The 20,520-nt window shown below is 61.9% G+C and carries 23 protein-coding genes; 2 read left to right on the forward strand and 21 right to left on the reverse strand.

The window, feature by feature from the left end:
• Positions 1-80 precede the first annotated feature (80 nt).
• From CAK95_RS03980 to ruvC, 20 genes are all read right to left on the reverse strand, one after another.
• Complete coding sequence (locus tag CAK95_RS03980; protein WP_086086758.1) at positions 81-3,236, reverse strand: efflux RND transporter permease subunit; 3,156 nt, start codon at positions 3,234-3,236, stop codon at positions 81-83.
• 14 nt (positions 3,237-3,250) lie between these two features.
• On the reverse strand, positions 3,251-4,396 hold the full coding sequence (locus CAK95_RS03985; RefSeq protein ID WP_086086759.1) for an efflux RND transporter periplasmic adaptor subunit: 1,146 nt from the start codon (positions 4,394-4,396) through the stop codon (positions 3,251-3,253).
• 101 nt (positions 4,397-4,497) lie between these two features.
• Positions 4,498-4,989, reverse strand: a complete 492-nt coding sequence (pal, locus tag CAK95_RS03990; RefSeq protein ID WP_086086760.1) for a peptidoglycan-associated lipoprotein Pal — start codon at positions 4,987-4,989, stop codon at positions 4,498-4,500.
• A gap of 227 nt (positions 4,990-5,216) precedes the next feature.
• A complete protein-coding gene (tolB, locus tag CAK95_RS03995) occupies positions 5,217-6,566 on the reverse strand; it encodes a Tol-Pal system beta propeller repeat protein TolB (protein ID WP_086086761.1) in 1,350 nt (449 codons plus the stop codon).
• Between the two features lie 33 nt (positions 6,567-6,599).
• Positions 6,600-7,514, reverse strand: coding sequence for a protein TolA (locus CAK95_RS30150; protein ID WP_280949845.1), 915 nt, complete (start codon positions 7,512-7,514; stop codon positions 6,600-6,602).
• 37 nt (positions 7,515-7,551) lie between these two features.
• The gene (gene tolR, locus CAK95_RS04005; RefSeq protein WP_086086763.1) at positions 7,552-8,004 is read right to left on the reverse strand and encodes a protein TolR; all 453 of its coding nucleotides are present in this window, start codon (positions 8,002-8,004) and stop codon (positions 7,552-7,554) included.
• A gap of 16 nt (positions 8,005-8,020) precedes the next feature.
• On the reverse strand, positions 8,021-8,734 hold the full coding sequence (gene tolQ / locus CAK95_RS04010) for a protein TolQ (protein WP_086086764.1): 714 nt from the start codon (positions 8,732-8,734) through the stop codon (positions 8,021-8,023).
• A 410-nt stretch (positions 8,735-9,144) separates the two neighbouring features.
• Positions 9,145-9,591, reverse strand: a complete 447-nt coding sequence (locus CAK95_RS04015; RefSeq protein WP_086086765.1) for a DUF2852 domain-containing protein — start codon at positions 9,589-9,591, stop codon at positions 9,145-9,147.
• Positions 9,592-9,677: 86 nt separating this feature from the next.
• On the reverse strand, positions 9,678-10,316 hold the full coding sequence (locus CAK95_RS04020; RefSeq protein WP_086086766.1) for a TetR/AcrR family transcriptional regulator: 639 nt from the start codon (positions 10,314-10,316) through the stop codon (positions 9,678-9,680).
• 43 nt (positions 10,317-10,359) lie between these two features.
• Complete coding sequence (locus CAK95_RS04025; RefSeq protein ID WP_086086767.1) at positions 10,360-10,932, reverse strand: TetR/AcrR family transcriptional regulator; 573 nt, start codon at positions 10,930-10,932, stop codon at positions 10,360-10,362.
• Entirely contained in the window at positions 10,929-11,396 is a 468-nt protein-coding gene (locus CAK95_RS04030) for a nuclear transport factor 2 family protein (RefSeq protein ID WP_086086768.1), read from the reverse strand. The genes CAK95_RS04025 and CAK95_RS04030 overlap by 4 nt, the downstream gene beginning before the upstream one ends.
• A 57-nt stretch (positions 11,397-11,453) precedes the next feature.
• Positions 11,454-11,915 (reverse strand): tol-pal system-associated acyl-CoA thioesterase, encoded by a 462-nt coding sequence (gene ybgC / locus CAK95_RS04035; protein ID WP_086086769.1) that lies wholly within the window; start codon positions 11,913-11,915, stop codon positions 11,454-11,456.
• Positions 11,916-12,061: 146 nt separating this feature from the next.
• On the reverse strand, positions 12,062-12,931 hold the full coding sequence (locus tag CAK95_RS04040; protein ID WP_086086770.1) for a DUF6869 domain-containing protein: 870 nt from the start codon (positions 12,929-12,931) through the stop codon (positions 12,062-12,064).
• A 671-nt stretch (positions 12,932-13,602) separates the two neighbouring features.
• Positions 13,603-13,764 carry a hypothetical protein gene (locus CAK95_RS29035; RefSeq protein ID WP_157699533.1) on the reverse strand — a complete coding sequence of 54 codons (162 nt, stop codon included), beginning with the start codon at positions 13,762-13,764 and terminating at the stop codon, positions 13,603-13,605.
• A gap of 66 nt (positions 13,765-13,830) precedes the next feature.
• Positions 13,831-13,959 carry a hypothetical protein gene (locus CAK95_RS30155; RefSeq protein WP_280949846.1) on the reverse strand — a complete coding sequence of 43 codons (129 nt, stop codon included), beginning with the start codon at positions 13,957-13,959 and terminating at the stop codon, positions 13,831-13,833.
• A gap of 499 nt (positions 13,960-14,458) precedes the next feature.
• Positions 14,459-14,860 (reverse strand): NUDIX hydrolase, encoded by a 402-nt coding sequence (locus CAK95_RS04050; protein WP_086086772.1) that lies wholly within the window; start codon positions 14,858-14,860, stop codon positions 14,459-14,461.
• Positions 14,853-15,902 carry a Holliday junction branch migration DNA helicase RuvB gene (gene ruvB, locus CAK95_RS04055; RefSeq protein WP_086086773.1) on the reverse strand — a complete coding sequence of 350 codons (1,050 nt, stop codon included), beginning with the start codon at positions 15,900-15,902 and terminating at the stop codon, positions 14,853-14,855. Before ruvB ends, CAK95_RS04050 begins: the two co-directional genes overlap by 8 nt.
• Positions 15,903-15,904: 2 nt before the next feature.
• Positions 15,905-16,318, reverse strand: coding sequence for a cytidine deaminase (locus CAK95_RS04060; RefSeq protein ID WP_086091173.1), 414 nt, complete (start codon positions 16,316-16,318; stop codon positions 15,905-15,907).
• Between the two features lie 43 nt (positions 16,319-16,361).
• Positions 16,362-16,979, reverse strand: coding sequence for a Holliday junction branch migration protein RuvA (ruvA, locus tag CAK95_RS04065; protein ID WP_086086774.1), 618 nt, complete (start codon positions 16,977-16,979; stop codon positions 16,362-16,364).
• 70 nt (positions 16,980-17,049) lie between these two features.
• Positions 17,050-17,586 carry a crossover junction endodeoxyribonuclease RuvC gene (ruvC, locus tag CAK95_RS04070; RefSeq protein ID WP_198343806.1) on the reverse strand — a complete coding sequence of 179 codons (537 nt, stop codon included), beginning with the start codon at positions 17,584-17,586 and terminating at the stop codon, positions 17,050-17,052.
• Between the two features lie 70 nt (positions 17,587-17,656).
• On the opposite strand from ruvC, the gene CAK95_RS04075 reads away from it, so the two are divergent.
• Complete coding sequence (locus CAK95_RS04075) at positions 17,657-18,436, forward strand: sulfite exporter TauE/SafE family protein (protein WP_157699534.1); 780 nt, start codon at positions 17,657-17,659, stop codon at positions 18,434-18,436.
• On the forward strand, positions 18,436-19,215 hold the full coding sequence (locus tag CAK95_RS04080) for a sulfite exporter TauE/SafE family protein (protein WP_147413739.1): 780 nt from the start codon (positions 18,436-18,438) through the stop codon (positions 19,213-19,215). The genes CAK95_RS04075 and CAK95_RS04080 overlap by 1 nt, the downstream gene beginning before the upstream one ends.
• Before the next feature lie 17 nt (positions 19,216-19,232).
• On the opposite strand, the gene chrA is transcribed toward CAK95_RS04080, so the two are convergent.
• Complete coding sequence (gene chrA, locus CAK95_RS04085) at positions 19,233-20,447, reverse strand: chromate efflux transporter (RefSeq protein ID WP_086086777.1); 1,215 nt, start codon at positions 20,445-20,447, stop codon at positions 19,233-19,235.
• Positions 20,448-20,520: the final 73 nt, after the last annotated feature.

Consider the following 20,520-nt stretch of genomic DNA (forward strand, 5'->3'; position numbering starts at 1 on the left):
AGGAAGCCATCTTAGCATAGACGCGGTAACGTCGAAATTATGACTGAAGCAATTGACCAGGCATTAACCCAAATGCCCGGTTAACCGGCCGCCTTGGCCGGACCCGCCTGCGTTTTACGCGATTTCCTCCACTCCTCGAAACGCTGAATCACCACGAACAGCGACGGCACGAACAGCACGGCAAGGAAGGTCGATGCCAGCATGCCGCTGAACACGGTGATGCCGATCGATTTGCGGGCGCTGGCCCCGGCGCCGGTCGCCAGCACCAGCGGAACCATACTGATAATGAAGGCGAAGGACGTCATCAGGATCGCGCGGAACCGGGCCTGCGCGGCGCCGATCGCCGACTCGATGATCGGCCTGCCGTCGCGTACACGCCATTCCCGCGCGACTTCGACGATCAGAATCGCATTCTTCGCCGCCAGCGCGATCAGCAGCACGAGACCGATCTGGGTGTAGAGATTGTTGTCGACGCCGATGCCCTTCAACGCCAGCACGGGACCGACCAGCGCCAACGGCACCGATAGAATGATGGCGAGCGGCGCGTACCAGCTTTCGTACTGGCCAGCGAGCACAAGATAGACCAGCAGCATGGCGAGACCGAGCACGATATAGAGCTGATTGCCGACCGCTTTTTCCTGATACGACATCGCCGTCCATTCGAAGCCGGTGCCGGGCGGCAGCGTGCGCTGGGCGATCTGCTCCATCAATGCGATTGCCTCGCCGGACGAGAAACCGGCCGCCGGCAGGCCGATCACTGATGATGATGGATACAGGTTATAGAGACTGATCAGCGACGGGCCGACCGTCGGTTCGATCCTCACCAATGTGCCAATCGGCACCATGTCGCCCTTGTCGTTGCGAACGGACAATTGATCGACGTCGCTTGGCCGCAGACGGAAATTCGAATCCGCCTGCACATAGACCTGGAAGGTGCGCCCGAATTTGTTGAACTGCGCGACATAGCTCGAGCCGAGGTAGCTCGCGATGGTCTGGAAAACAGCATCCACCGACACGCCGAGGGTCTGCGCCTTCACCCGGTCGACCTCGACCGCAAGCTGCGGTACGTCGGCGCGAAACGAGGTCTGCACGCGCTGCAGGCCGCTCTGGCTTTGCGCGTTGCTGACCACCGCATTGGTGATCGCCTGTAGCTTGGTAAAATCGAACGAGCCGTCGCGCATCTGGATCTGCATCGTGAAGCCGCCGGCATTGCCGATGCCCTGGATCGGCGGCGGCGGCAGCACGTTCACCTTCGCATTCATGATCTGATCGAATTCGCGCGTGAGCCTGGTGAATAGCGGCAGCAATTGCTCGTCCTTGCCGCGCTCGTCCCAGTCCTTCAGCACGATATAGACGACGCCTGCGTTCGATAATGTCGCGTTGTTGTCGAGCGCGGACACGCCGGCGATCGACAATGCGCTGTCCACGCCCGGCGTCTTGCGCGCGATATCGGCGACCTGATTGAGCACCTCATTGGTGCGCTCAAGCGAAGCGCCGTCCGGCAATTGCACGGTGGCCAGGAGATAGCCCTGATCCTCAATCGGCAGGAAGCCGGTCGGAATGCGCGAGAGGCCGTAGCCGGCCGCGGCGATGATCAGCAATGCAACCACCGACGCGATGCCGGCATGCCGCACCATACCGCCGATCAGCCGCAAATAACCGCGTTCGCAGGCCCCATAGATCCAATTGAAGCCGCGGAAAACGAAATTACGATGCTCCGGCGGCACCGAAGGCCGCAGCCACAGGGCACATTGCGTCGGCTTCAACGTCGCCGCGTTGATGGCACTGAGCAAGGCCGTCGCGGCGATCACCAGCGCGAATTGCGCATACATCCTGCCGGTCAGTCCGGGCAGAAAAGCGGCCGGGATGAACACCGCCATCAGCACCAGCGTGATGCCGACGATCGGTGCGAATAATTGGTCCATCGCCTTGATCGCCGCATCATGGCCGTTCATGCCACGCTCGATGTTATGCGCCGCGCCTTCCACGACGACGATGGCGTCGTCGACGACGATACCGATCGCCAGCACCAGCGCGAACAAGGTCGAGAGATTGACGGTGAAGCCGAGCGCGGCCATCGCCGCGAAGGCGCCGATGATCGTCACCGGCACGGTCGTCGCCGGCACCAGCATTGCCCGCCAGTCCTGCAGGAACAGCACGATGACGATCAGCACGAGGATCGCCGCCTCGATCAACGTCTTGTAAACTTCGTTGATCGACGCATTGACGAATTTCGTGGTGTCGAACGGGATGCTGCTGGCAACGCCGGGCGGGAACGCCTTGGCCAGTTCCGCCATCTTCTTGTCGACCGCCTGCTTCACTTGCAACGCGTTCGCACCGGGCGACTGGAAAATGCCGAGCGCAGCGGCCGGCTGACCATCCTGCGTGAAAATCTGGCTGTAGGTCTGGGCACCGAGTTCGACGCGGCCGATATCGCGTATGCGGGTGAGCTCACCGCCGGCGCCGCCTCCGGTTTTCACCACCACATTCTCGTATTCGCTCACTTCACTGAGACGGCCGGAGATGTCGATGGTGTACTGGAAGTCCTGCCCCGAAGGCGCCGGCGGCGCGCCGATCTGCCCCGCAGTCACCTGCTGGCTTTGCGCCTGCAAGGCGGAGATCACGTCTTGCGGCGTCAGCGAGCGCGCCTTCAGCTTTTCCGGATCGAGCCACACGCGCATCGAATATTGTCCGGCGCCGAACACCGTGACGTTGCCGACACCCGGCACGCGGGACAATTCATCGCGCAGGCTGATAGTGCCGTAATTGGCGAGATAGAGGCTGTCACGGCTCTTGTCCGGGGACGTCAGCGTGACGAACATCAGGATCGCGGTGGACTTCTTCTGCACCGTTACACCTTGCGCCTGCACCGCCTGCGGCAGCGACGACAAGGCGCTCGATACGCGGTTCTGCACCAGCACCTGCGCGAAGTTCAGATCGGTGCCGATCCTGAACGTCACCGTCAGCGTATAGGTGCCGTCGGCGGCGCTGGTGGACTGCATGTAGATCATGTCCTCGACGCCGTTGACCTGCTGCTCGATCGGCAACGCAACGGTATCGACAACGACGCGAGCGCTGGCGCCTGGATAACGTGTCTGCACCTGCACGGTCGGCGGCGTCACATCGGGATATTGCGAGACCGGCAGGTTGATCAGCGCGACCAGGCCGATCACGACCATCAGGATCGCAAGAACATTCGCCAGAACCGGACGCTCGATGAAAAATTTGGAAATCATCGACGCGCGCGCTCCTATTTCGACGGCGCTGCTGCTGCCACCTGAAGCTTTGGATCAACTTTCTGGCCGGGAATCGCGCGCATCAAGCCATCGACGACGACGCGATCGTCCGGGTTGAGCCCGCTCAGGATCACCCGCATCGCCCCCGAATGCTGGCCCAGCTCGACCTTGCGCTGTTCGACCACATTGTCGGCATTGACCACCAGCACATAACGACCCCCCTGGTCGCTGCCGAGCGCCGCATCGGGCACCAACAACGATTCACGTGCGGGTCCGGGCACACGCACGCGCACGAAATAGCCGGGCAACAACACGCCTTTCGGATTGGCCAGCACGCCGCGCACGGCCAACGTGCCAGTGCCGGCGCTCACGCTCGGAGCGGCATAGTCGAGTTTGCCATCATGAGGGAAGCCGTTCTCGGTCTGCAGCCCGATCTGCACCGGGTAATTCAGGATGTCGCTGCTGCTTTCGCCGCGCTTTGCGCGCTCGGCGCGGATGCGCAGCACATCCTGCTCGCTGACATTGAAATTTACATAGATCGGATCGAGTTGCACGATGGTCGCAAGCTTGGTCGGCGTGTTGTTGGCGCCGACATATTCGCCGACCGAGACCTCCCGTGCGGTCACCACCCCATCAAACGGCGCCGCAACTTGCGTATAGCCATAGTTGATCACGGCAAGCTCGGTATTGGCCTCTGCCTGTTCAACATTGGCCCTGTCAGTGTCACGCTGCGCCAGCGCCTTGTCGTAATTGACCTGGGCCGACACGCCGCGCTTTTGCAGATCGGCTTGCCGCGCGAACTCGGCTTCGGATTGGACTAACGCCGCCTTGGCGGCATCTTCTGCGGCCTTGGCCTGATCGACTTTGACCTTGTAGGGCTCAGGCTCGATCAGAAACAGCGGCGCGCCCTTCTTCACCAACGCGCCGTCCCGATATTGAATCGCCTGAACGAAGCCCGGAATGCGCGCGACGAGATCGACGGTATTCACAGCGGCAAGCGTACCGGTCTCTTCCAGATAACCGACCACATTTTGCTTCACCGGATTGGCAACGATCACCTGCGGTGGCGGCGGCGGCACATAGCGATTGGGCTCTTCGCATCCCGTCAGCACGACGAGACCGGCAACGGCAAGCCAAAGCTGACTTCTGACCCGGTGCATAGAGGAAACAATCCTGCGCCATTGCAACTTTGGCAAGCACCAAAACAAAACCGGCCCCACTTTTGCCGCGGGCGCCGGTTCAATCCAAATTCATTTTTGCCTTACGAGCTTGCGTTCAGCACCGTCACAGCACGGCGGTTTTGCGACCAGCAGGAGATGTCGTTACACACCGCGACCGGCCGTTCCTTGCCGTAAGAAATCGTGCGCATGCGCTGTGGGTTCACACCGCGCGACGAAAGATATTCGCGGACCGTCTGAGCGCGACGGGCGCCGAGCGCGATATTGTATTCGCGTGTGCCGCGTTCATCGGCGTGACCTTCGATGGTGAAGGTGTATTGCGAATAGCGGTTCAGCCATTGCGCCTGATTGTCGAGTGTCGCCCGACCCTGGGGCGTCAGAGTGGTCTGATCCGACTCGAAGAAGACGCGATCGCCAACATTGACCACAAAATCCTGCTGGCTGCCTGGGACACCGGCACCGCCGGCCGCACCAACCTGATCGCCTGGCTTGTTCGCGCAAGCAGACACCGCGAGAGACGCGGCGAGGACGCCAATCACGCTCAACAGGCGCAGGGACCGTCTGACAGAAATCATCCCGGTGACTCCATTTACTTTACCGGACACTTTCGAAAGGTCTAACCCGCGTTGGTTAAACGAACGTTCCATCAACCTTGATCAGACCTTGCGAAGTCCCCCCGAAGGCGACCGATTGTCGCAAACCATCGTTAATGGTTAGCAGACGGTTAATGCCGAAAATACGGCAGGGACAGCTATTTTACGCTTGCGGCGCAAGGGTGAGGCCAGCAGGCCACACCGGAGGATCAGGACAGAAGCGGGGACCAGGCCGGGTCTGATGCGAAACTGGGCGTCGGAATGCGCTGCTCGTTGCGGCCGGTGATATCGACAGAAAACAGCGACGGACCGCCGCCGCCGTCGCGGAAGAACATGATCACCCGTCCATTCGGCGCGAAGGTCGGGCCCTCATTGTGGAAGCCCTCGGTCAGAATTCGCTCCCCCGAACCGTCGGTCCGCATGATGCCGATCGCGAACTTCCCGCCGCCCTGTTTGGTGAAGGCAATGGCGTCACCGCGCGGCGACCAAACCGGCGTCGAATAGGAGCCTTCACCGAAGCTGATGCGCTGTGCGTTGCCGCCGGTCGATGGCATGACATAGATCTGCTGCGAGCCGCCGCGATCGGATTCGAAACAGATCCGTGTGCCGTCCGGCGAATAGGATGGCGCGGTGTCGATGGCCGGGGATTGCGTCAGCCGGGTCGTGTTGCGCGAGCGCAGGTCCATCGTGAAGAGATTGGAATTCGAGCCTTGCTGCAGGCTCATGATCACGCGCTGCCCATCGGGCGAAAAGCGCGGCGAGAATGTCATGCCTGGGAAGTTGCCGACGATTTCACGCTGGTTGGTTTCGATGTTGAGCAGATAAACGCGCGGATCGCCCTGCCCGAACGACATGTAGGTGATTTCCTGCGTCGACGGCGAGAAGCGCGGCGTCAGCACGAGATCTTCGCCGCGGGTCAGATAGCGCACATTGGCGCCGTCCTGATCCATGATCGCGAGCCGCTTCACGCGACGATCCTTCGGCCCGCTCTCGTCGACAAACACGATGCGGGAATCGAAATAGCCCTTCTCGCCGGTGAGACGTTCGTAGATGGCGTCGGAGATGATGTGGCCGATGCGCCTCCAATTGTCCGGCGTCGTGAAATATTGCTGACCCGCCTGCTGCTGGCCCGCGAACACGTCCCAGAGGCGGAATTCGGCCCGCAGACGGCCGTCACCCTGTCGCGTGACGCGGCCGGTGACCAGTGCCTGCGCGTTGATCGCGCGCCAATCCGGGAATTTCGGCGCGACATCGGGATTGGAGATCCTCTCGATGTAGGCGGCCGGATCGATCGGCGCGAACAGGCCGGAGCGGCGCAGATTGTTGGTGATGATGCCGGTGACGTTGCGCGCCACGTCCGAATCCGGGCCCGTACCGCCGGCAAAATCCGGCAGCGCGATCGGCATCGGCTGGACATTGCCCTGCGTAACATCGAGCTTCAGCACGGCTTCCGCAGGGCGAAGACCTGTCACGGCGACCAGCGCTGAACCCGCGCCGATCGTCAGCAAACGACGACGCGTCAGCGTCGGATAAGGAAGGTGAAGCGGTGTTTTCAGCATTGATGAATATTCACTGGTGAATTGTGAAACGGGTCAGCCTCGATACATCTCGCGCGGATCGAAGCGCACTTCAACGTCCGACCAGAGGTCGTATTTCGCAATCGGCATCTTGTATGGCGCACAACGCCTGATGGCGCGTCGCGCTGCTTCAGCCGCCACCTGGAATTGCGGGTGATTGCCGCGATTCATGACCTGCGGCTCGGATGAAACACTGCCATCACGATTGAGTTGCAACCGCACATCGACGATGAGTTCACGCGCTTCCAGCGCACCGGGTGGCGGATTCCAGCACGCCTGGATCTGCGCGCGCAAGGCATCGATATCGCTCTGCGACAACGTCGCGGCGCTGCCGGTCGGCACGCCAAGCGAAGCGGTACGGTTGATGGTCTCGCCGGTCGCAGCATGACGTTGCGGATCGCGCTTGTCGAGCAGCGCGGAAATCTTCGATGGGTCGAATTTCGGCTGTGGCTTCGGCGGCTCCGGCTTTTTCTGCGGAATCGGCACGGGCTTGGCTTCGGCCTGTTTCTGCTCGTCCTTTTTCTTGCTGTCGTCCTTCTTCAGGGCTTCGGCAATCGGATCGGTTTTCGGCTCCGGCTTTTTCGGCTCGGGCTTGGCTTCCGCCTTGGGCTGCGGCTTGGGCGGTTCCGGCTTCGGCTCTGGCTTGTTCTCAGGCTGTTCGGTCGGCGGCGTCGGCTCGCTCTTGGTCGCCTCGATTTCCTTTTTCTCGGTGACCTTCTGAACCGGATCGGGCGCCGGTTTTTTCTCGCCCTGCTTGTCGACCAGCGGCTTCGGCGTGTCCTGCTTCTTGGCGGTCTTGGAGCCTTGCGTCATCTGCGTGAATTCGGTCGTCGAGATGATATCGACCGGCACCGAATCAGACTGCGCCGATTGCAGCGGATTGGCGCTGAAAGTCAGCACCGCCCACAGCAACGCGGATGCGTGCGCCACGCTCGATATGGTGAGACCCGTCCTCATCCCCTGATGATTAAGTCCCCTGCTCGACCTCGGTCACGAGCGCCACCCGGCGGAACCCTGCCGCCGAGAGCCGTCCCATCACCCGCATCACCGTACCGTAATTCACACCCTTGTCGCCACGCACAAAGATCCGTTCGTCGGTGCCGCCGCGCGTGTCGGTGATGGCCTTCAGCTTGGCCACCAGTTCCTCGATGTTGATCTCAGAATTCATCAAATAGACTTCGCCCTTGGTGTTCACCGAAACCGTCAGCGGCTCGCGATCCTGATCGAGGCTCTTGGCCTGCGTCTGCGGCAGGTCGATCTGCACGCCCACCGTCAACAGCGGCGCCGACACCATGAAGATGATCAGCAGCACCAGCATGACGTCGACCATCGGGGTGACGTTGATTTCGGACATAACCGGCTTGCGGTGATGCCGCCGCCGTCCCCCGACTCCCGCGCTACCGCCTCCACCCATTCCCATCGTGCGCTATCCCCCGTCAGGTCCCACGTTCGTCGATCTGACGCGACAGGATTGCGGAAAACTCGTCGGCGAACCCTTCCAGGCGATGCGCCTGCTTGTTCACCTCGGCGACGAACTTGTTATAGAAAATCGTCGCCGGAATGGCGGCAACGAGGCCAATTGCTGTTGCGAACAGCGCCTCGGCGATGCCGGGCGCGACGACCGCGAGCGAGGTGTTCTTGGACGCGGCGATCGACTGGAAGCTGTTCATGATGCCCCAGACGGTGCCAAACAGCCCGACGAAGGGGCCAGCGGAACCGACGGTCGCCAGCACCAGCAGCCGGCGCTCCAGCCGGTCGATCTCACGGGTGATGGTGACGTCCATCACCTTGTCGATTCGGGTCTGCAGGCCGGCGAAGGACCGGGATTGGCCTTCGAAGCTGCGCTTCCATTCCCGCATGGCCGCGACAAAAAGTGCCGCCATCGAATGGGTCGGACGGGCCGACAGCGCGCGATAAAGCTCCTCCAGCGACTGGCCGGACCAGAACGCCTGCTCGAAACGATCCATCGCCCGCTTGGTACGGGCGAACAGCAGCAATTTGTCGATGGCGATCGCCCATACCCAGATCGAGCAGGCGAGCAGGCCGATCATCACCAGTTTCACGACCCAATGCGCCTGCAAGAACAGGCTGAAGATCGAAAGATCGGCGGTGACCGGCAGGGCCGACTGCGCCACGTCGGCTGGATTCATGGATCTGTCCTCTTCGGAATTGCGTTCCGCAAGCTCTCTATCGACTAGCCTCGCGTCGGCTCGACTTTGGCGGTGCACCTCGCCGGACCATGAGGGGAGAGCGGACGCCCGAACGAGGCGCGACGCGCATTCCCGATTGTCACGAAGACAAAGCCGTCCACCACCACCGGCATACCGACGAAATCCCCGTGAAACTTGGCCAAACTAGGGCGCAAGCTGAGCCGTCACCGGGCTAACCAGCGCCCATTGTGGTTAAGAAAGGGTTACGGCGATGCGACGGTTTTTTGTGAACGCGGGGGCCGCGCGAGAGGGGGCAAAAACCGCCGGTTTTTAATTGCCCCCATAAAAATCCGCCCGCCGCAATGAAGCGACGGGCGGTACGCACACAACGGATATTTCGAGAGGGCGCGTTACTGGCCCTGTGGCGCGGGCGGCGGTGTGTTGCCGCGGCTGCGGCGATCGGCCATGAACTGGTCGAACTCGGCCTTATCCTTGGCTTCGCGCAGACGTGCCAGGAAGTCCTGGAATTCGCGCTGCTCCTCCTCGAGCCGGCGCAGCGTTTCGGCGCGATATTCATCGAACGCCTTGTTGCCCGACGACGGAGGCGACCAGAGCCCGCCACCAAAACCAGAGCCGAAATTTTGTCCGCGCTCACGCATGCGGTCCATCTTCTCCTGCATGCGATTCATTTTGGATTGCCAGCGTTCCATGCCGTAGCGACCACATCCCATCCGTCCGCTCCATATTGTGAAGGCCAGAAGGCTGAGACCGATCGGCCACCAAACAATGAAGCCGAGAACCGTTGCTGCGATCCAAGCCGGCCGGCCGTATTCGTCGATCTTGTCCGTGAGAGTCATCGCATCCTCATGGCCTAGATGTGAATGTTAATAACATTCACATAGCTTCGGCCCCGTTGGGTGTCAAGACGCGGCCAGACGGAACCCTAACTTCCGTGCAGGCCGAGACCTGACAGATAGACAAGCACCCCGGCTTCCAACAGATCCTCGGGCGACATCGGCAGCGATCTTTGTGCGCCGTCGCCGCGGGCAAACAGCGAGGCGATACCGTGCGAAAGCGCCCAGATATGCAGGGCCATCATCAAGGCCGGCGGTCGTTTCCCCTGCGGTAACAATGCCGCGAGCGCTTCGCAGGCATTGCGCACGACGGCGAAAGCGCGGTCACCGGCCGCCCGCAATTCCGGAGTGGCATTGCTGGGAATGCCAGCTTCAAACATCGCCGAATAGAAGGCCGGCTCGGCGCGGGCGAAAGCGAGATAGGCTTTTCCGAGCCGCTCGAAGGCGGTTCTGGGGTCGGGTTTGCCGTCGTTCCAGGCCTGCACCAGGCGCTGCTCGAATTGCTCGAAGCCGCGGCGTGCGACATCGGCCAGCAATTCCTCGCGATCGCGATAGTGCCGGTACGGCGCGGCCGGGCTGACGCCGGCCCAGCGCGCGGCATCGGCAAACGTAAAGCCGGCCGGGCCTTTCTCAGCGATCAGCGCGAGCGCCGCGCGCACCAAAGCTTCCTTCAGGTTGCCATGGTGATAGCCCCGCTCGCCTTCGCTGCCGCCTTTCGACCATCTCATGTGAATGGCATTAACATGCGTCGCCATGCCGCGTCGATGGCGATCAATCCAAACCGGCGCGCAGCCGTTTTAATGCTCGTGAAAACACACTTGTACTGGCCTGAGCCCTCGCCAGAACAAGTGCTCCCTGGATTCCCAGCACGATTTCTTCCGCGCGGTCTTTCGCGCGCGACGGTGCCATGCCCTGCCGCCGCAAAGCCGCCGCCAGCGCCGCCTCCCAGGACTTGAAATAGCCGCGCAGCTTTTGGCCGAAGAGGTCGCGCGCGCCGCCGAGCGCGAACACACCGACAAGGCACACGCGGCCGCCTGACTCGAAATAGCGGTCGGTGGCCTCGAACATATGCGCCAGGCCTTCGCCGCTTTTGTCGTCACGCAAGGGCGCGAACACATTGCGCTCGAACCAATCGTCGATATGCGCGAGCACCTCCTCCGCCATCTGCTCCTTGCCGCGCGGAAACAGATTGTAGAGGCTGCCCTTGCCGAGCCCGGTCGCCTGGGTGATCAGCGAGAGCGATGTGCCTTCATAGCCATGCGCGCGAAACACTTCGGCAAGCTGCGCGATGACGATCTTGCGCGTATCACCCTGCTTTGTGTTCGCGCGCTTGACGGCTTTCAAAACGGCTCGCCCGCAAGGCCCGGCACATTGTCAGGACGCGGGCCGGGCGCATCCCAGAAGAAACGACGATCGTCGGACTTGATCGGCAGATCGTTGATGCTGGCTTCGCGCCGGCGCATCAGCCCGAGTTCGTCGAATTCCCATTGCTCGTTGCCATAGGAGCGAAACCACGCGCCGCTGTCGTCGTGCCATTCATATTGAAAGCGCACGGCAATGCGGTTGCCACTGAAAGCCCACAGATCCTTGATCAGCCGGTAGTCGTGCTCCTTTCCCCATTTGCGGGTGAGGAATTCCACGATCGCCTCGCGCCCGACAAAGAATTCGGAGCGATTGCGCCAGGTCGAGTCCGTCGTGTAGGCCTGCGAGACGCGCACCGGATCGCGCGAATTCCACGCATCTTCCGCCATGCGGACTTTCTGGCGCGCGGTCTCTTCGGTGAATGGCGGGAACGGCGGGCGGGACATTGCAGATGCTCCTGAATTGCGGCACCCGAAATTTGTACCGATCGGTACAAACAAATGTCAACCCGCCGCGGCGTCCTGATCCGCCTTCATGGCGATGCGCAGGGGTTTGGGGATCGGCCTGGCCCGTCCTTCGGAAATGAAGGCCACCCGCACGTCGGCCTGCACCAGCAATTCGTCGCCGCGCATGACCTTTTGCCGAATGGTGACGGAGGCGCCCTTCACCTCGTTCGGCTCGCTGACGATGGTGAGGAGATCATCCATCCGCGCCGGCTTGAGGAAATCGAGCGTCATCGAGCGCACGACGAAGGCGAAGCCCGGCGCTTCCTGTTCCGTCTGCTCGAACAACGCCCGGTGATCGGCGCCGATCAGCCGCAGATAGTTCGTCCGCCCGCGCTCCATGTAGCGCAGGTAATTGGCGTGATAGACGATGCCGGTGAAATCGGTGTCTTCGTAATAGACGCGCACGATGAAGGTGTGACGCCCGTCACGCAATTCGCCGTCGAGAGGGATTGAGGTCACTACCAAGCCTGTTTCCGTTATCCGCTCATTCCCTCGAAGGCGGGAATCCAGCAGGACCAAAAATACTGGGTCCCCGCGTTCGCGGGGACGAGCGGAGAGAGACTGTTGTCTAAACGCGAAAACGGCCCCTTCGCAAGCAGTCAGACCTACCAATGCGCGCCCTGGATGATCGCATCCAGACGGGCTTTGAGTTCGTCGGGCGCCGAACTGTACCACACCCCGCCGAGCAACATCTTGAACCGGTCGTTGCGCTTCGCCTCGGCCTCGATCATGTCGATCGTGTCCATCGTGATCAGGTCTTCCAGCGGACCGGCCGCCAGATAGGACAGCATCTGCGTATTGGTTTCGCGCTCGAGCACGGCAAGGATGATCGCAAGCGCACGCGCGGGGTCCTGTTCGCGCAGATCGCGTTCGTAATCGCGCAAGGCCGACCAGTTCCGGTCGCGGTCCTTCACCGGGCAGCCATTCTGGCTAATCCAGATTTGCGCGATCTCCTCCGACGAAAGGCTGTCGAAATCGATCAACGGATTGCGCTCGTCATGCGCATCCGCAGCGTCGCGCCAGCCTTGCTGATCGGCGATAGCCTCCAAACGCGCCTGCTGAGCCTCATCGTCGGTCCAATAGATCACGCTTCCGAGCAGCCAGCGCAGGCGCGCGTTGTTTTTCGCTTCGCGCTCCAGCCGGCCGATCAGCTTTTCGCCATGAGTATTCATCAGCGCCAGCGTGAACTTGTCGCCAAGCTGCAGCAGCACGGAAATATCGGTCTCACGCCGCAACACTTCGAGGATGAGATCGAGCGCACGCTCAGGGTTCTGATGCGGGAGCGAGTCGAAATAATAGAACGCCGCCCACATTCCCTCGGTCCTGTCGCGGTAGCCGCACCCTTGCAGCGCCCGCCACACATCGGCGAGTTCGGCCATCGGCATGGCGTCGAAGACTTTCTGCTGCTCGTCAGGCGTATCTGCTGCCGGAATGCTCATGGTTGCTGCCGCCATCGCCTCGTTGATGAAAGACATGTCTGAATTCGGCCAAGGCCGCTCCTGGTTGGAGCCATTGGTCGTCCGGAAAACGGAATCGGTTCAAGCACCGTTGTATAGCGGGATTATGTGCCAAATCGGCTAATCGCAGCCCTAAAGCACAGAACGGCAACGCAACGTCACGATTAAGTGTCGAGCTGATTGCTTGGCAAAGTGGACTCCTTATTCACGAACGGGCAAGGATGCTGCATCATCGGCAGAGATTTTTGGGCGCCGATGACTGAGAGACTAGCGCTCCCGCCTGGGCCATAGCGGAAGACACATGATCTCTAACACCCCTCCCAAGACCATCAAACCTGCCGTTATCGCTCCGATCGTCTGCCTAAAATGCAATAATAGCGCTCATGTCATTCAGTGCCAGCCCGGCGGGAAGGGATGGGAGCATCGAGCATTCGAATGCGCTACCTGTCATCATCGCTTCTATCGCGTCGTCACGATAGCGCCGGCAGATGACAACATTCAGCGAATGGCCGTGCAGTTGGACGGAAAATCGCTCTGGAGGACCTGAAAGAAGGGGCAGGCCGGGCCGGCATGGCGAACAGCAAACCATCAACGGAATGAATTGAAAAAAGCCCGGCACGCGTTGCTGCGGCCGGGCGGCTCGAACGCTGTGCGATCGTCTCAGCGTGATCGATGGGGGCTTCGTATCCCTATTTTTTCTTCAGCGTTCCCGCTTGCGGATCGCGCTTCATGAGATAGACGGCGCTCTGTTGTCTTGAATCGCGCTCAACTGCATTTGCGGCCATCCCACGCATTTCTCTATCGCCCACTTCAGCATGCCAACTGAAGTTGGCATTTTCCCGTTCATTCATGTCTTTCCTCCGTTACGAAAAAGGCCGGCAAAGCCGGCCTCCCTGTCGCGTACCCAGACGGGCGCGTTATTTCTGCTGCGGCTTCGCGGTGTCAGGCTTGCCATCGCCTTGGTTTTGCTGAGGGGCAGGCTTGGCTTCATTCGGAGTGGCGGTCTTGGGGGCTTCATTCGAACCACCCTGCTGTTGATTGGACATAGTATTTCCTTTCGAGAAAATCGCTTCAGTAAGTTTTGGTAAGTCTTTCTACTTTTGAGAGATGGCCATCAAAAAATAATCCACAAGTAGCAATCGAAGCTTTATTTCAGAATTGCTGTTCTTGAAGTTCTTCTCCGGCTAGGAATGCAGATGCTTCAGCACACCGACTTTTCCGTCGTCGTGAAGAATAAGGCTCGGCTGCCGAGGCCCTGGCGATGGGAAATCTATCGAGCCGGACGCCGTACTCCGATTGGACATTCCGACGTTTATTTTGAAACCGCGAGTGAAGCCAAACAGGCCGGACAAAAAGCTTTGAAGCTGCTTCTCAGCGAGTTTCCTGAGTAACGCCACATTGGCCCACCCGCTTATTCTTCGGCCCGCTCGTTTATTCTTCGCAATTCATCTTGGAACACTCATACGGTCGCGGTCAGATCCGATGAACGATCGTCAGCGCACCATACGGAACAAAAAAAGCCGGACGATAAAGGCATACGTCAGCTTACGGCAGTCGCGCCAGCGGCAGCACATGATCACGCGTCAGCGGCGCGAGATGCAGTTGCGACAGCATGGCGGCATCGGCCCAAACCGCCTCTTCGATCTCGGCCTGCGGCATGACGGGACCGGCAACATCGAGCGCATAGACCGCGGCCCGCACGCGAAAGCCGGGCTCGTTCGCCGCCGGTGCGTCGAACAGGCCGAGCGGCCGCACGCTCTCGGCGACAACCTGACAACCCAGCTCTTCATCGATCTCACGCATCAGCGCCGCAACATCGTTCTCGCCGGCATCGCGCTTGCCGCCCGGCTGCATGAAGGCCGCCGTACCGCGCTTTCGCACCAGCAGCAGCCGCCCCGCTTCGTCGCGAATAAGCGCAGCGACGATACTGATGACCTTCTCACTCACTCTCGCCCTCCTGCCCGAACAGACCGAATTGCGCCGGATCGCGTGGCGGCTCGGCAAGCCCGAGATGTTTGAATGCGTGCCCGGTGAGCAGACGCCCGCGCGGCGTGCGCTGCACGAAACCCTTCTGGATCAGGAACGGCTCGATGATGTCCTCGATGGCGTCGCGCGGTTCCGACAACGCCGCGGCGATGGTCTCGACGCCGACCGGCCCGCCGCCGTAATTGCGCGCAATCATCGTCAGATAACGCCGGTCCATCGCATCGAGCCCGGCATTGTCGACCTCCAGCGCGCTCAGCGCCTTGTCAGCGACCACGCGGTCGATCGCCTTGTTGCCGTCGACATGGGCGAAGTCACGCAGCCGCCGCAGCAGACGTCCGGCAATGCGCGGGGTGCCGCGCGAGCGGCGCGCGATCTCGTTGGCGCCGTCCTTGGTGATGCCGACGCCGAGCACGCGCGCACCGCGCGTGACGATCAGTTCCAGTTCGGCTTCGGTGTAGAAATTCAGCCGCACCGGAATGCCGAAACGATCGCGCAGCGGATTGGTAAGGAGGCCTGCGCGCGTGGTCGCGCCGACGAGCGTGAATTTCGACAATTCGATCTTCACCGAACGCGCCGCCGGACCTTCGCCGATGATGAGATCGAGCTGGAAATCCTCCATCGCCGGATAGAGCACTTCTTCCACCTGCGGATTGAGACGATGGATCTCGTCGATGAACAGGACATCGCGCTCTTCGAGATTGGTGAGCAAAGCGGCGAGGTCACCGGCCTTGGAAATCACCGGACCGGAGGTCGCGCGGAAATTCACGCCGAGTTCACGCGCGACGATCTGCGCCAGCGTGGTCTTGCCGAGACCGGGCGGGCCGACGAACAGCACATGATCGAGCGCTTCTTTCCGCGCTTTCGCGGCGCTGATGAAGATATCGAGATTGGCGCGCGCCTTTTCCTGGCCGATGAAATCGCCAAGCTTCAGCGGCCGCAGCGATGTGTCGGTGTCATCGTCTTCGCGCTTTTCGGGTGAAACAAGGCTGCGCTCGGTCGCCAAAATCAGGTGCCCCGCGAATATTTGTTCGGCAGCAATTCGCCGATCGACACCGCTGACGGCTCCGGCCCGTTCGGCACGATCACCCGTGCCTTGGCATCGTAATCGTGAATGAGTTCGCGGCACGAACCGCAGGGGGACACCACCTTGATATTCTGATCGGCCTCATACGGCCGTGGATGGCGGACAGCGACGATGGTCTCGATGCCCTTATCGCCACCTTCGGTGATCGAGCGGCCGATGGCGATGGCTTCCGCACACACCGCCATACGGCCGAGATAGGCATCGATATTCACGCCGGTGATGATGCGACCGTCGCGTGTGCGCATCGCTGCACCCACCTCCTGCCAGTCATTGCGATAGCGGTTCTTGATCGCCTCGCTCGCGGCGGCGATCAGTTCCTGATCTTCTTCACTCAGTTTCGACACGCCTGCACCTTGTACAATGTCATTTGGCACAATATCACTTCGCCAGTTCCTTCAGCCCGAAGCGGATCAGCTTCGCTGTGTCCGCCCCCTCGCCCGCGCCGCGCGAAGCGGCGGCGATCGCGGCGGCCGCCTGCGGCTGACCATAGCCCAGATTGACCAGTGCCGAGATGGCATCGCGCACCGGCTGCGGCGCGCGGTGGTCGTCCATGTCGCCTGATAATTTCACAACGGCCGGATCGACATCGCCGAAGGCCGGCACTTTTTCCTTCAATTCCGTCACAATGCGTTCGGCCACCTTGGCGCCGACGCCGGGCGTGCGCGAGATCGCCGCCTTGTCGCGCAGCGCAATGGCATTCGCAAGATCGGACGGCCGCAGCGTGCTGAGCACCGCCAGCGCCACCTTCGCGCCGACCCCCTGCACCGTCTGCAGCAGTCGGAACCATTCGCGCTCCACCTCGCTCGCAAACCCGAACAGCCGGATCTGATCCTCGCGCACATGCGTCTCGATCGACAGCGTCGTCGCCTCGCCCGGCGACGGCAGCGATTGCAGCGTCCGGGCCGAACAATGGACCTGATAGCCGACGCCATGCACGTCGACGATCACATAGTCTTCACCGTAAGAATCGATAGTGCCTTTGAGCTTGCCAATCATCGCTGTTCAGGATGCGAACCATGTCGCCGTTTTTGGGGCATCGGAATCCGGGCCACAGCCGTCATGTTTTTCAGGCTCCGACCACGCGCAATTCGGCCCGTGCGCGATGGTGCGCATGGGTGATGGCGATCGCCAGTGCGTCGGCCGCATCGTGCGAGCGAGGATTGGCTTTCGGCAGCAATACGTCGATCATCATGCGGATCTGCGCCTTCTCGGCGTGACCGGCGCCGACCACAGTCTTCTTCACGAGGTTCGGTGCGTACTCCGCGACCGCGAGGCCGGCGCGCGCCGGGATCAGCATGGCGATGCCGCGCGCCTGGCCAAGCTTCAGGGTCGCGGCGCCATCGCGATTGACGAAGGTCGCCTCCACCGCTGCCTCGTCGGGTGCGAACTCCTCGACCACCCTCGCCAGGCCATCGTGGATCGCCACCAGCCGTTCGGCCAAAGCGGCGCGCTCATGCGTCTCGACGGAACCGCAGGCGAGAAACACCAGCTTGTTGCCCTCGCAGGCGATCACGCCCCAGCCGGTACGGCGGAGACCGGGATCGATGCCGAGAATGCGAATCGGGCGCTTCATGCTGCCGCTCTGATAGCACGCCGGACGCATGGAAGGCGCGCGTCGCAGGCCCTCACAGCCCCCAGGCCGGCCTGATAAGCAGTTTTTTGCCGGGGGTTCCGTGATCGAATTACCTAATCTAGCGACGTTTTCCACTGTCATGGCCGAACCGCGCTTCATCGCTGGCGTCGGTGCCGCCGTGCTCGCCGGCATCGTGCGCGGTTTTTCCGGCTTCGGCTCGGCGCTGATCTATGTGCCGCTGATGGCGGCGATCTACGATCCGAAGATCGCGACGGTCTCGTTCGTGATCGCCGACTATCTCAGCATGTCGCCCTATTTTGTGCAGGCCTTCCGCAAGTGCCATTGGCGTGACGTGCTGCCTGCCTTCCTCGCTGCCGCAACCACCGTGCCTTTGGGCACGATGCTGCAGAAGACTGCCGATCCGATCGCCTTGCGCTGGGGCATGGCCGCCTTCGTCACGCTGTTCGTGGTGCTGCTGGCGGCCGGATGGCGCTATCACAGCAAACCGAATATGGCCGGCGCGATTGGGGCCGGCGCCCTGTCCGGCATCGCCGGCGGCGCAACGCAGATGTCGGGCCCGCCGCTGATCCTGTTCTGGCTGAGCGGCCCGCATCCCGCGCCAGCGGTGCGGTTCAACCTGATGGCGTGTCTCGCGCTGATCGGCTTCACACTGGTCCTCAGCTATGCGATCCAGGATCTGTTCAAGGCGACGCCCATCGCCCTCGGGCTGCTGCTCTGGCCGATCTACATCGTTTCGGTTTTCCTCGGCGCCACTCTGTTCGGCCGCACATCCGATCGCAGCTACCGCCGCATCGCCTATCTCATCATCGCCGCCTCGGCGGTGTTCAGCCTCCCCCTGTTCGATTCCTGGTTTCGGTGATGACCGAAGTATTTTCAGCGCAGGCCTTCAACACCGTCATTTACGACCCGCGCTTCGTCGCCGCTGTCGGCGTGGCGTTCCTGTCGGGCCTTGTGCGCGGCTTTTCCGGTTTCGGCTCGGCATTGATCTATATCCCGCTGATGGCGGCAATCTACGAACCGCGAGTGGCGGCGATCACGCTGCTGCTGACCGATTTCACGTCCAGCGCACCATTCACCGTGCCGCAGACGCGGCGCTGCAACTGGCGCGAGGTCGCTCCGGTCTGTCTTGCGGCAGCAGCGACGATCCCGTTCGGCGTGCTGGCGTTGCAATATCTCGATCAGACGATCCTGCGATGGGGCGCCGTGGCGCTGATCACCGCCCTGCTGGCGGTGCTGGTGAGCGGCTGGCGCTATCACGCCGAACCGAGATTATCGGCGTCGGTCGGCGTCGGGCTTTTCGCAGGCTTCGGATCGGGCGCATTGCAGATCGCCGGCCCGCCGGCCATCATCTACTGGCTTGGCGGACCGGGCAGCGCTTCGATCATTCGCGCCAACCTGATGGTCTATCTGACCTCGACGCAGCTCGTAGCTTTCCCGCTCTATTACATCCGCGGGCTGTTCAGCGCCGATGTGATTATCCTCTCGCTATTGCTCGGTCCGATCTTCATTGGATCGATGCTGCTTGGATCGCGGATGTTCAAGGGCGCCTCAGACACAGTCTACCGCCGCGCCGCCTATATCATCATCGCCTTGTCGGCGCTGGTGAGCCTGCCGCTGTTCGATGAACTGATCCAGTGAGAGGCCATTGCGGCGGGTCAGGTCATCCCCAGGATCGCGCCGGCGATCGCGCACAGGACGACAACCAGCCATGGCGGCGTTTTCCACATCGTCAGCAGCAGGAACGCCGCGGCACCCACGGCAAAATCCCAGCGGCTCAAAATCCCGGATGTCCAGACCGGGTGGTAGAGCGCGGCCAGCAGCAGGCCGACGACGGCGGCGTTGACGCCCTTGAGCGCCGCCTGCGCGGCCGGTCGCGTCCGCAATATGTTCCAGAACGGCAAGGCGCCGACGATCAGCAGAAACGACGGCAGGAACACCGCGACGAGGCACAGCGCGGCTCCCGCCCAGCCGTTCGGCTGCGGCCCCATCGCTGCGCCGAGGAAAGCAGCAAAGGTGAAAAGCGGGCCGGGCACGGCCTGCGCCGCACCGTAACCGGCGAGAAAGACATCGTTCGACACCCAACCAGGCGGTACGACTTCGGCCTGAAGCAGCGGCAGGACGACGTGGCCGCCGCCGAACACCAGCGATCCCGCGCGATAGAATGAATCGAAAAGAGCAAGGCTCTGGCTCGGAAAGGCCGCCGCGGCGAGCGGCAGCCCGACAAGCAGCGAGAAGAAGATGGCCAATGCTGCAACAGCCACAGTCCGGCTGACCGGCGACGGCAGCGCCACCTGACCTTCAGGCCCGCCATCGCGGAAGAGGGCCAGCCCCACCAGTCCGCCTAGAACGATGGCTCCGACCTGTCCCCATGCCATCGGAATAGCCAGGGTCAATGCCGCCGCTGCCACAGCCAGCGTCGCCCGCTCGCGATCGGGAGCCAGGCTGCGCATCATGCCGAGCACGGCCTGCGCGACAACGGCCACCGCCGCGATCTTGAGCCCGTGCAACCAGCCGCTGCCGAGCGCGTCACCGATGCTGGCGACGCTGTACGCGAACAGCACCATGGCGATGGCGGACGGCAAGGTGAACCCGAGCCACGCGGCAAAGCCGCCGGCAAAACCGGCCCGCAGGAGACCGACAGCGATGCCGACCTGGCTGCTCGCCGGCCCCGGCAAGAACTGGCACAGGGCGACAAGATCGGCATAGTCCTTGTCGTCGAGCCATTTGCGGCGGGCAACGAATTCGTTGCGGAAATAGCCGAGGTGGGCGATGGGACCGCCGAAGCTTGTCAGCCCGAGCCGCAGAAAGACGGTGAAGACTTCAGAGAGCGACCTGTGCTTCCGCACAGTCAGATCGTGATCGCCCGCCATGGATTCCCCTGACAGAAATTCTGCCCTCCCGGCGGAGCACAGTCGCAAGTATCGACGGGCGCAAGTAACCGGA

This window comes from Pseudorhodoplanes sinuspersici (assembly GCF_002119765.1).
Lineage (GTDB): Bacteria > Pseudomonadota > Alphaproteobacteria > Rhizobiales > Xanthobacteraceae > Pseudorhodoplanes > Pseudorhodoplanes sinuspersici.

Bases quoted from the DNA above. Each gene is read 5' to 3' on its own strand.
- CAK95_RS04020 (WP_086086766.1), bottom strand. From the start codon at position 10,316: ATGAGATGGTCGAAAGGCGGCAGCGAAGGCGAGCGGGGCTATCACCAT.
- tolB (WP_086086761.1), bottom strand. From the start codon at position 6,566: ATGCTGAAAACACCGCTTCACCTTCCTTATCCGACGCTGACGCGTCGT.
- CAK95_RS30155 (WP_280949846.1), bottom strand. From the start codon at position 13,959: ATGTCCAATCAACAGCAGGGTGGTTCGAATGAAGCCCCCAAGACCGCC.
- CAK95_RS29035 (WP_157699533.1), bottom strand. From the start codon at position 13,764: ATGAATGAACGGGAAAATGCCAACTTCAGTTGGCATGCTGAAGTGGGC.
- tolQ (WP_086086764.1), bottom strand. From the start codon at position 8,734: ATGAATCCAGCCGACGTGGCGCAGTCGGCCCTGCCGGTCACCGCCGAT.
- pal (WP_086086760.1), bottom strand. From the start codon at position 4,989: ATGATTTCTGTCAGACGGTCCCTGCGCCTGTTGAGCGTGATTGGCGTC.
- tolR (WP_086086763.1), bottom strand. From the start codon at position 8,004: ATGGGAATGGGTGGAGGCGGTAGCGCGGGAGTCGGGGGACGGCGGCGG.
- CAK95_RS04040 (WP_086086770.1), bottom strand. From the start codon at position 12,931: ATGTCTTTCATCAACGAGGCGATGGCGGCAGCAACCATGAGCATTCCG.
- ruvC (WP_198343806.1), bottom strand. From the start codon at position 17,586: ATGCGTCCGGCGTGCTATCAGAGCGGCAGCATGAAGCGCCCGATTCGC.
- ruvA (WP_086086774.1), bottom strand. From the start codon at position 16,979: ATGATTGGCAAGCTCAAAGGCACTATCGATTCTTACGGTGAAGACTAT.
- CAK95_RS04015 (WP_086086765.1), bottom strand. From the start codon at position 9,591: ATGACTCTCACGGACAAGATCGACGAATACGGCCGGCCGGCTTGGATC.
- CAK95_RS04080 (WP_147413739.1), top strand. From the start codon at position 18,436: ATGACCGAAGTATTTTCAGCGCAGGCCTTCAACACCGTCATTTACGAC.
- CAK95_RS03980 (WP_086086758.1), bottom strand. From the start codon at position 3,236: ATGATTTCCAAATTTTTCATCGAGCGTCCGGTTCTGGCGAATGTTCTT.
- chrA (WP_086086777.1), bottom strand. From the start codon at position 20,447: ATGGCGGGCGATCACGATCTGACTGTGCGGAAGCACAGGTCGCTCTCT.
- CAK95_RS04030 (WP_086086768.1), bottom strand. From the start codon at position 11,396: ATGTCCCGCCCGCCGTTCCCGCCATTCACCGAAGAGACCGCGCGCCAG.
- CAK95_RS03985 (WP_086086759.1), bottom strand. From the start codon at position 4,396: ATGCACCGGGTCAGAAGTCAGCTTTGGCTTGCCGTTGCCGGTCTCGTC.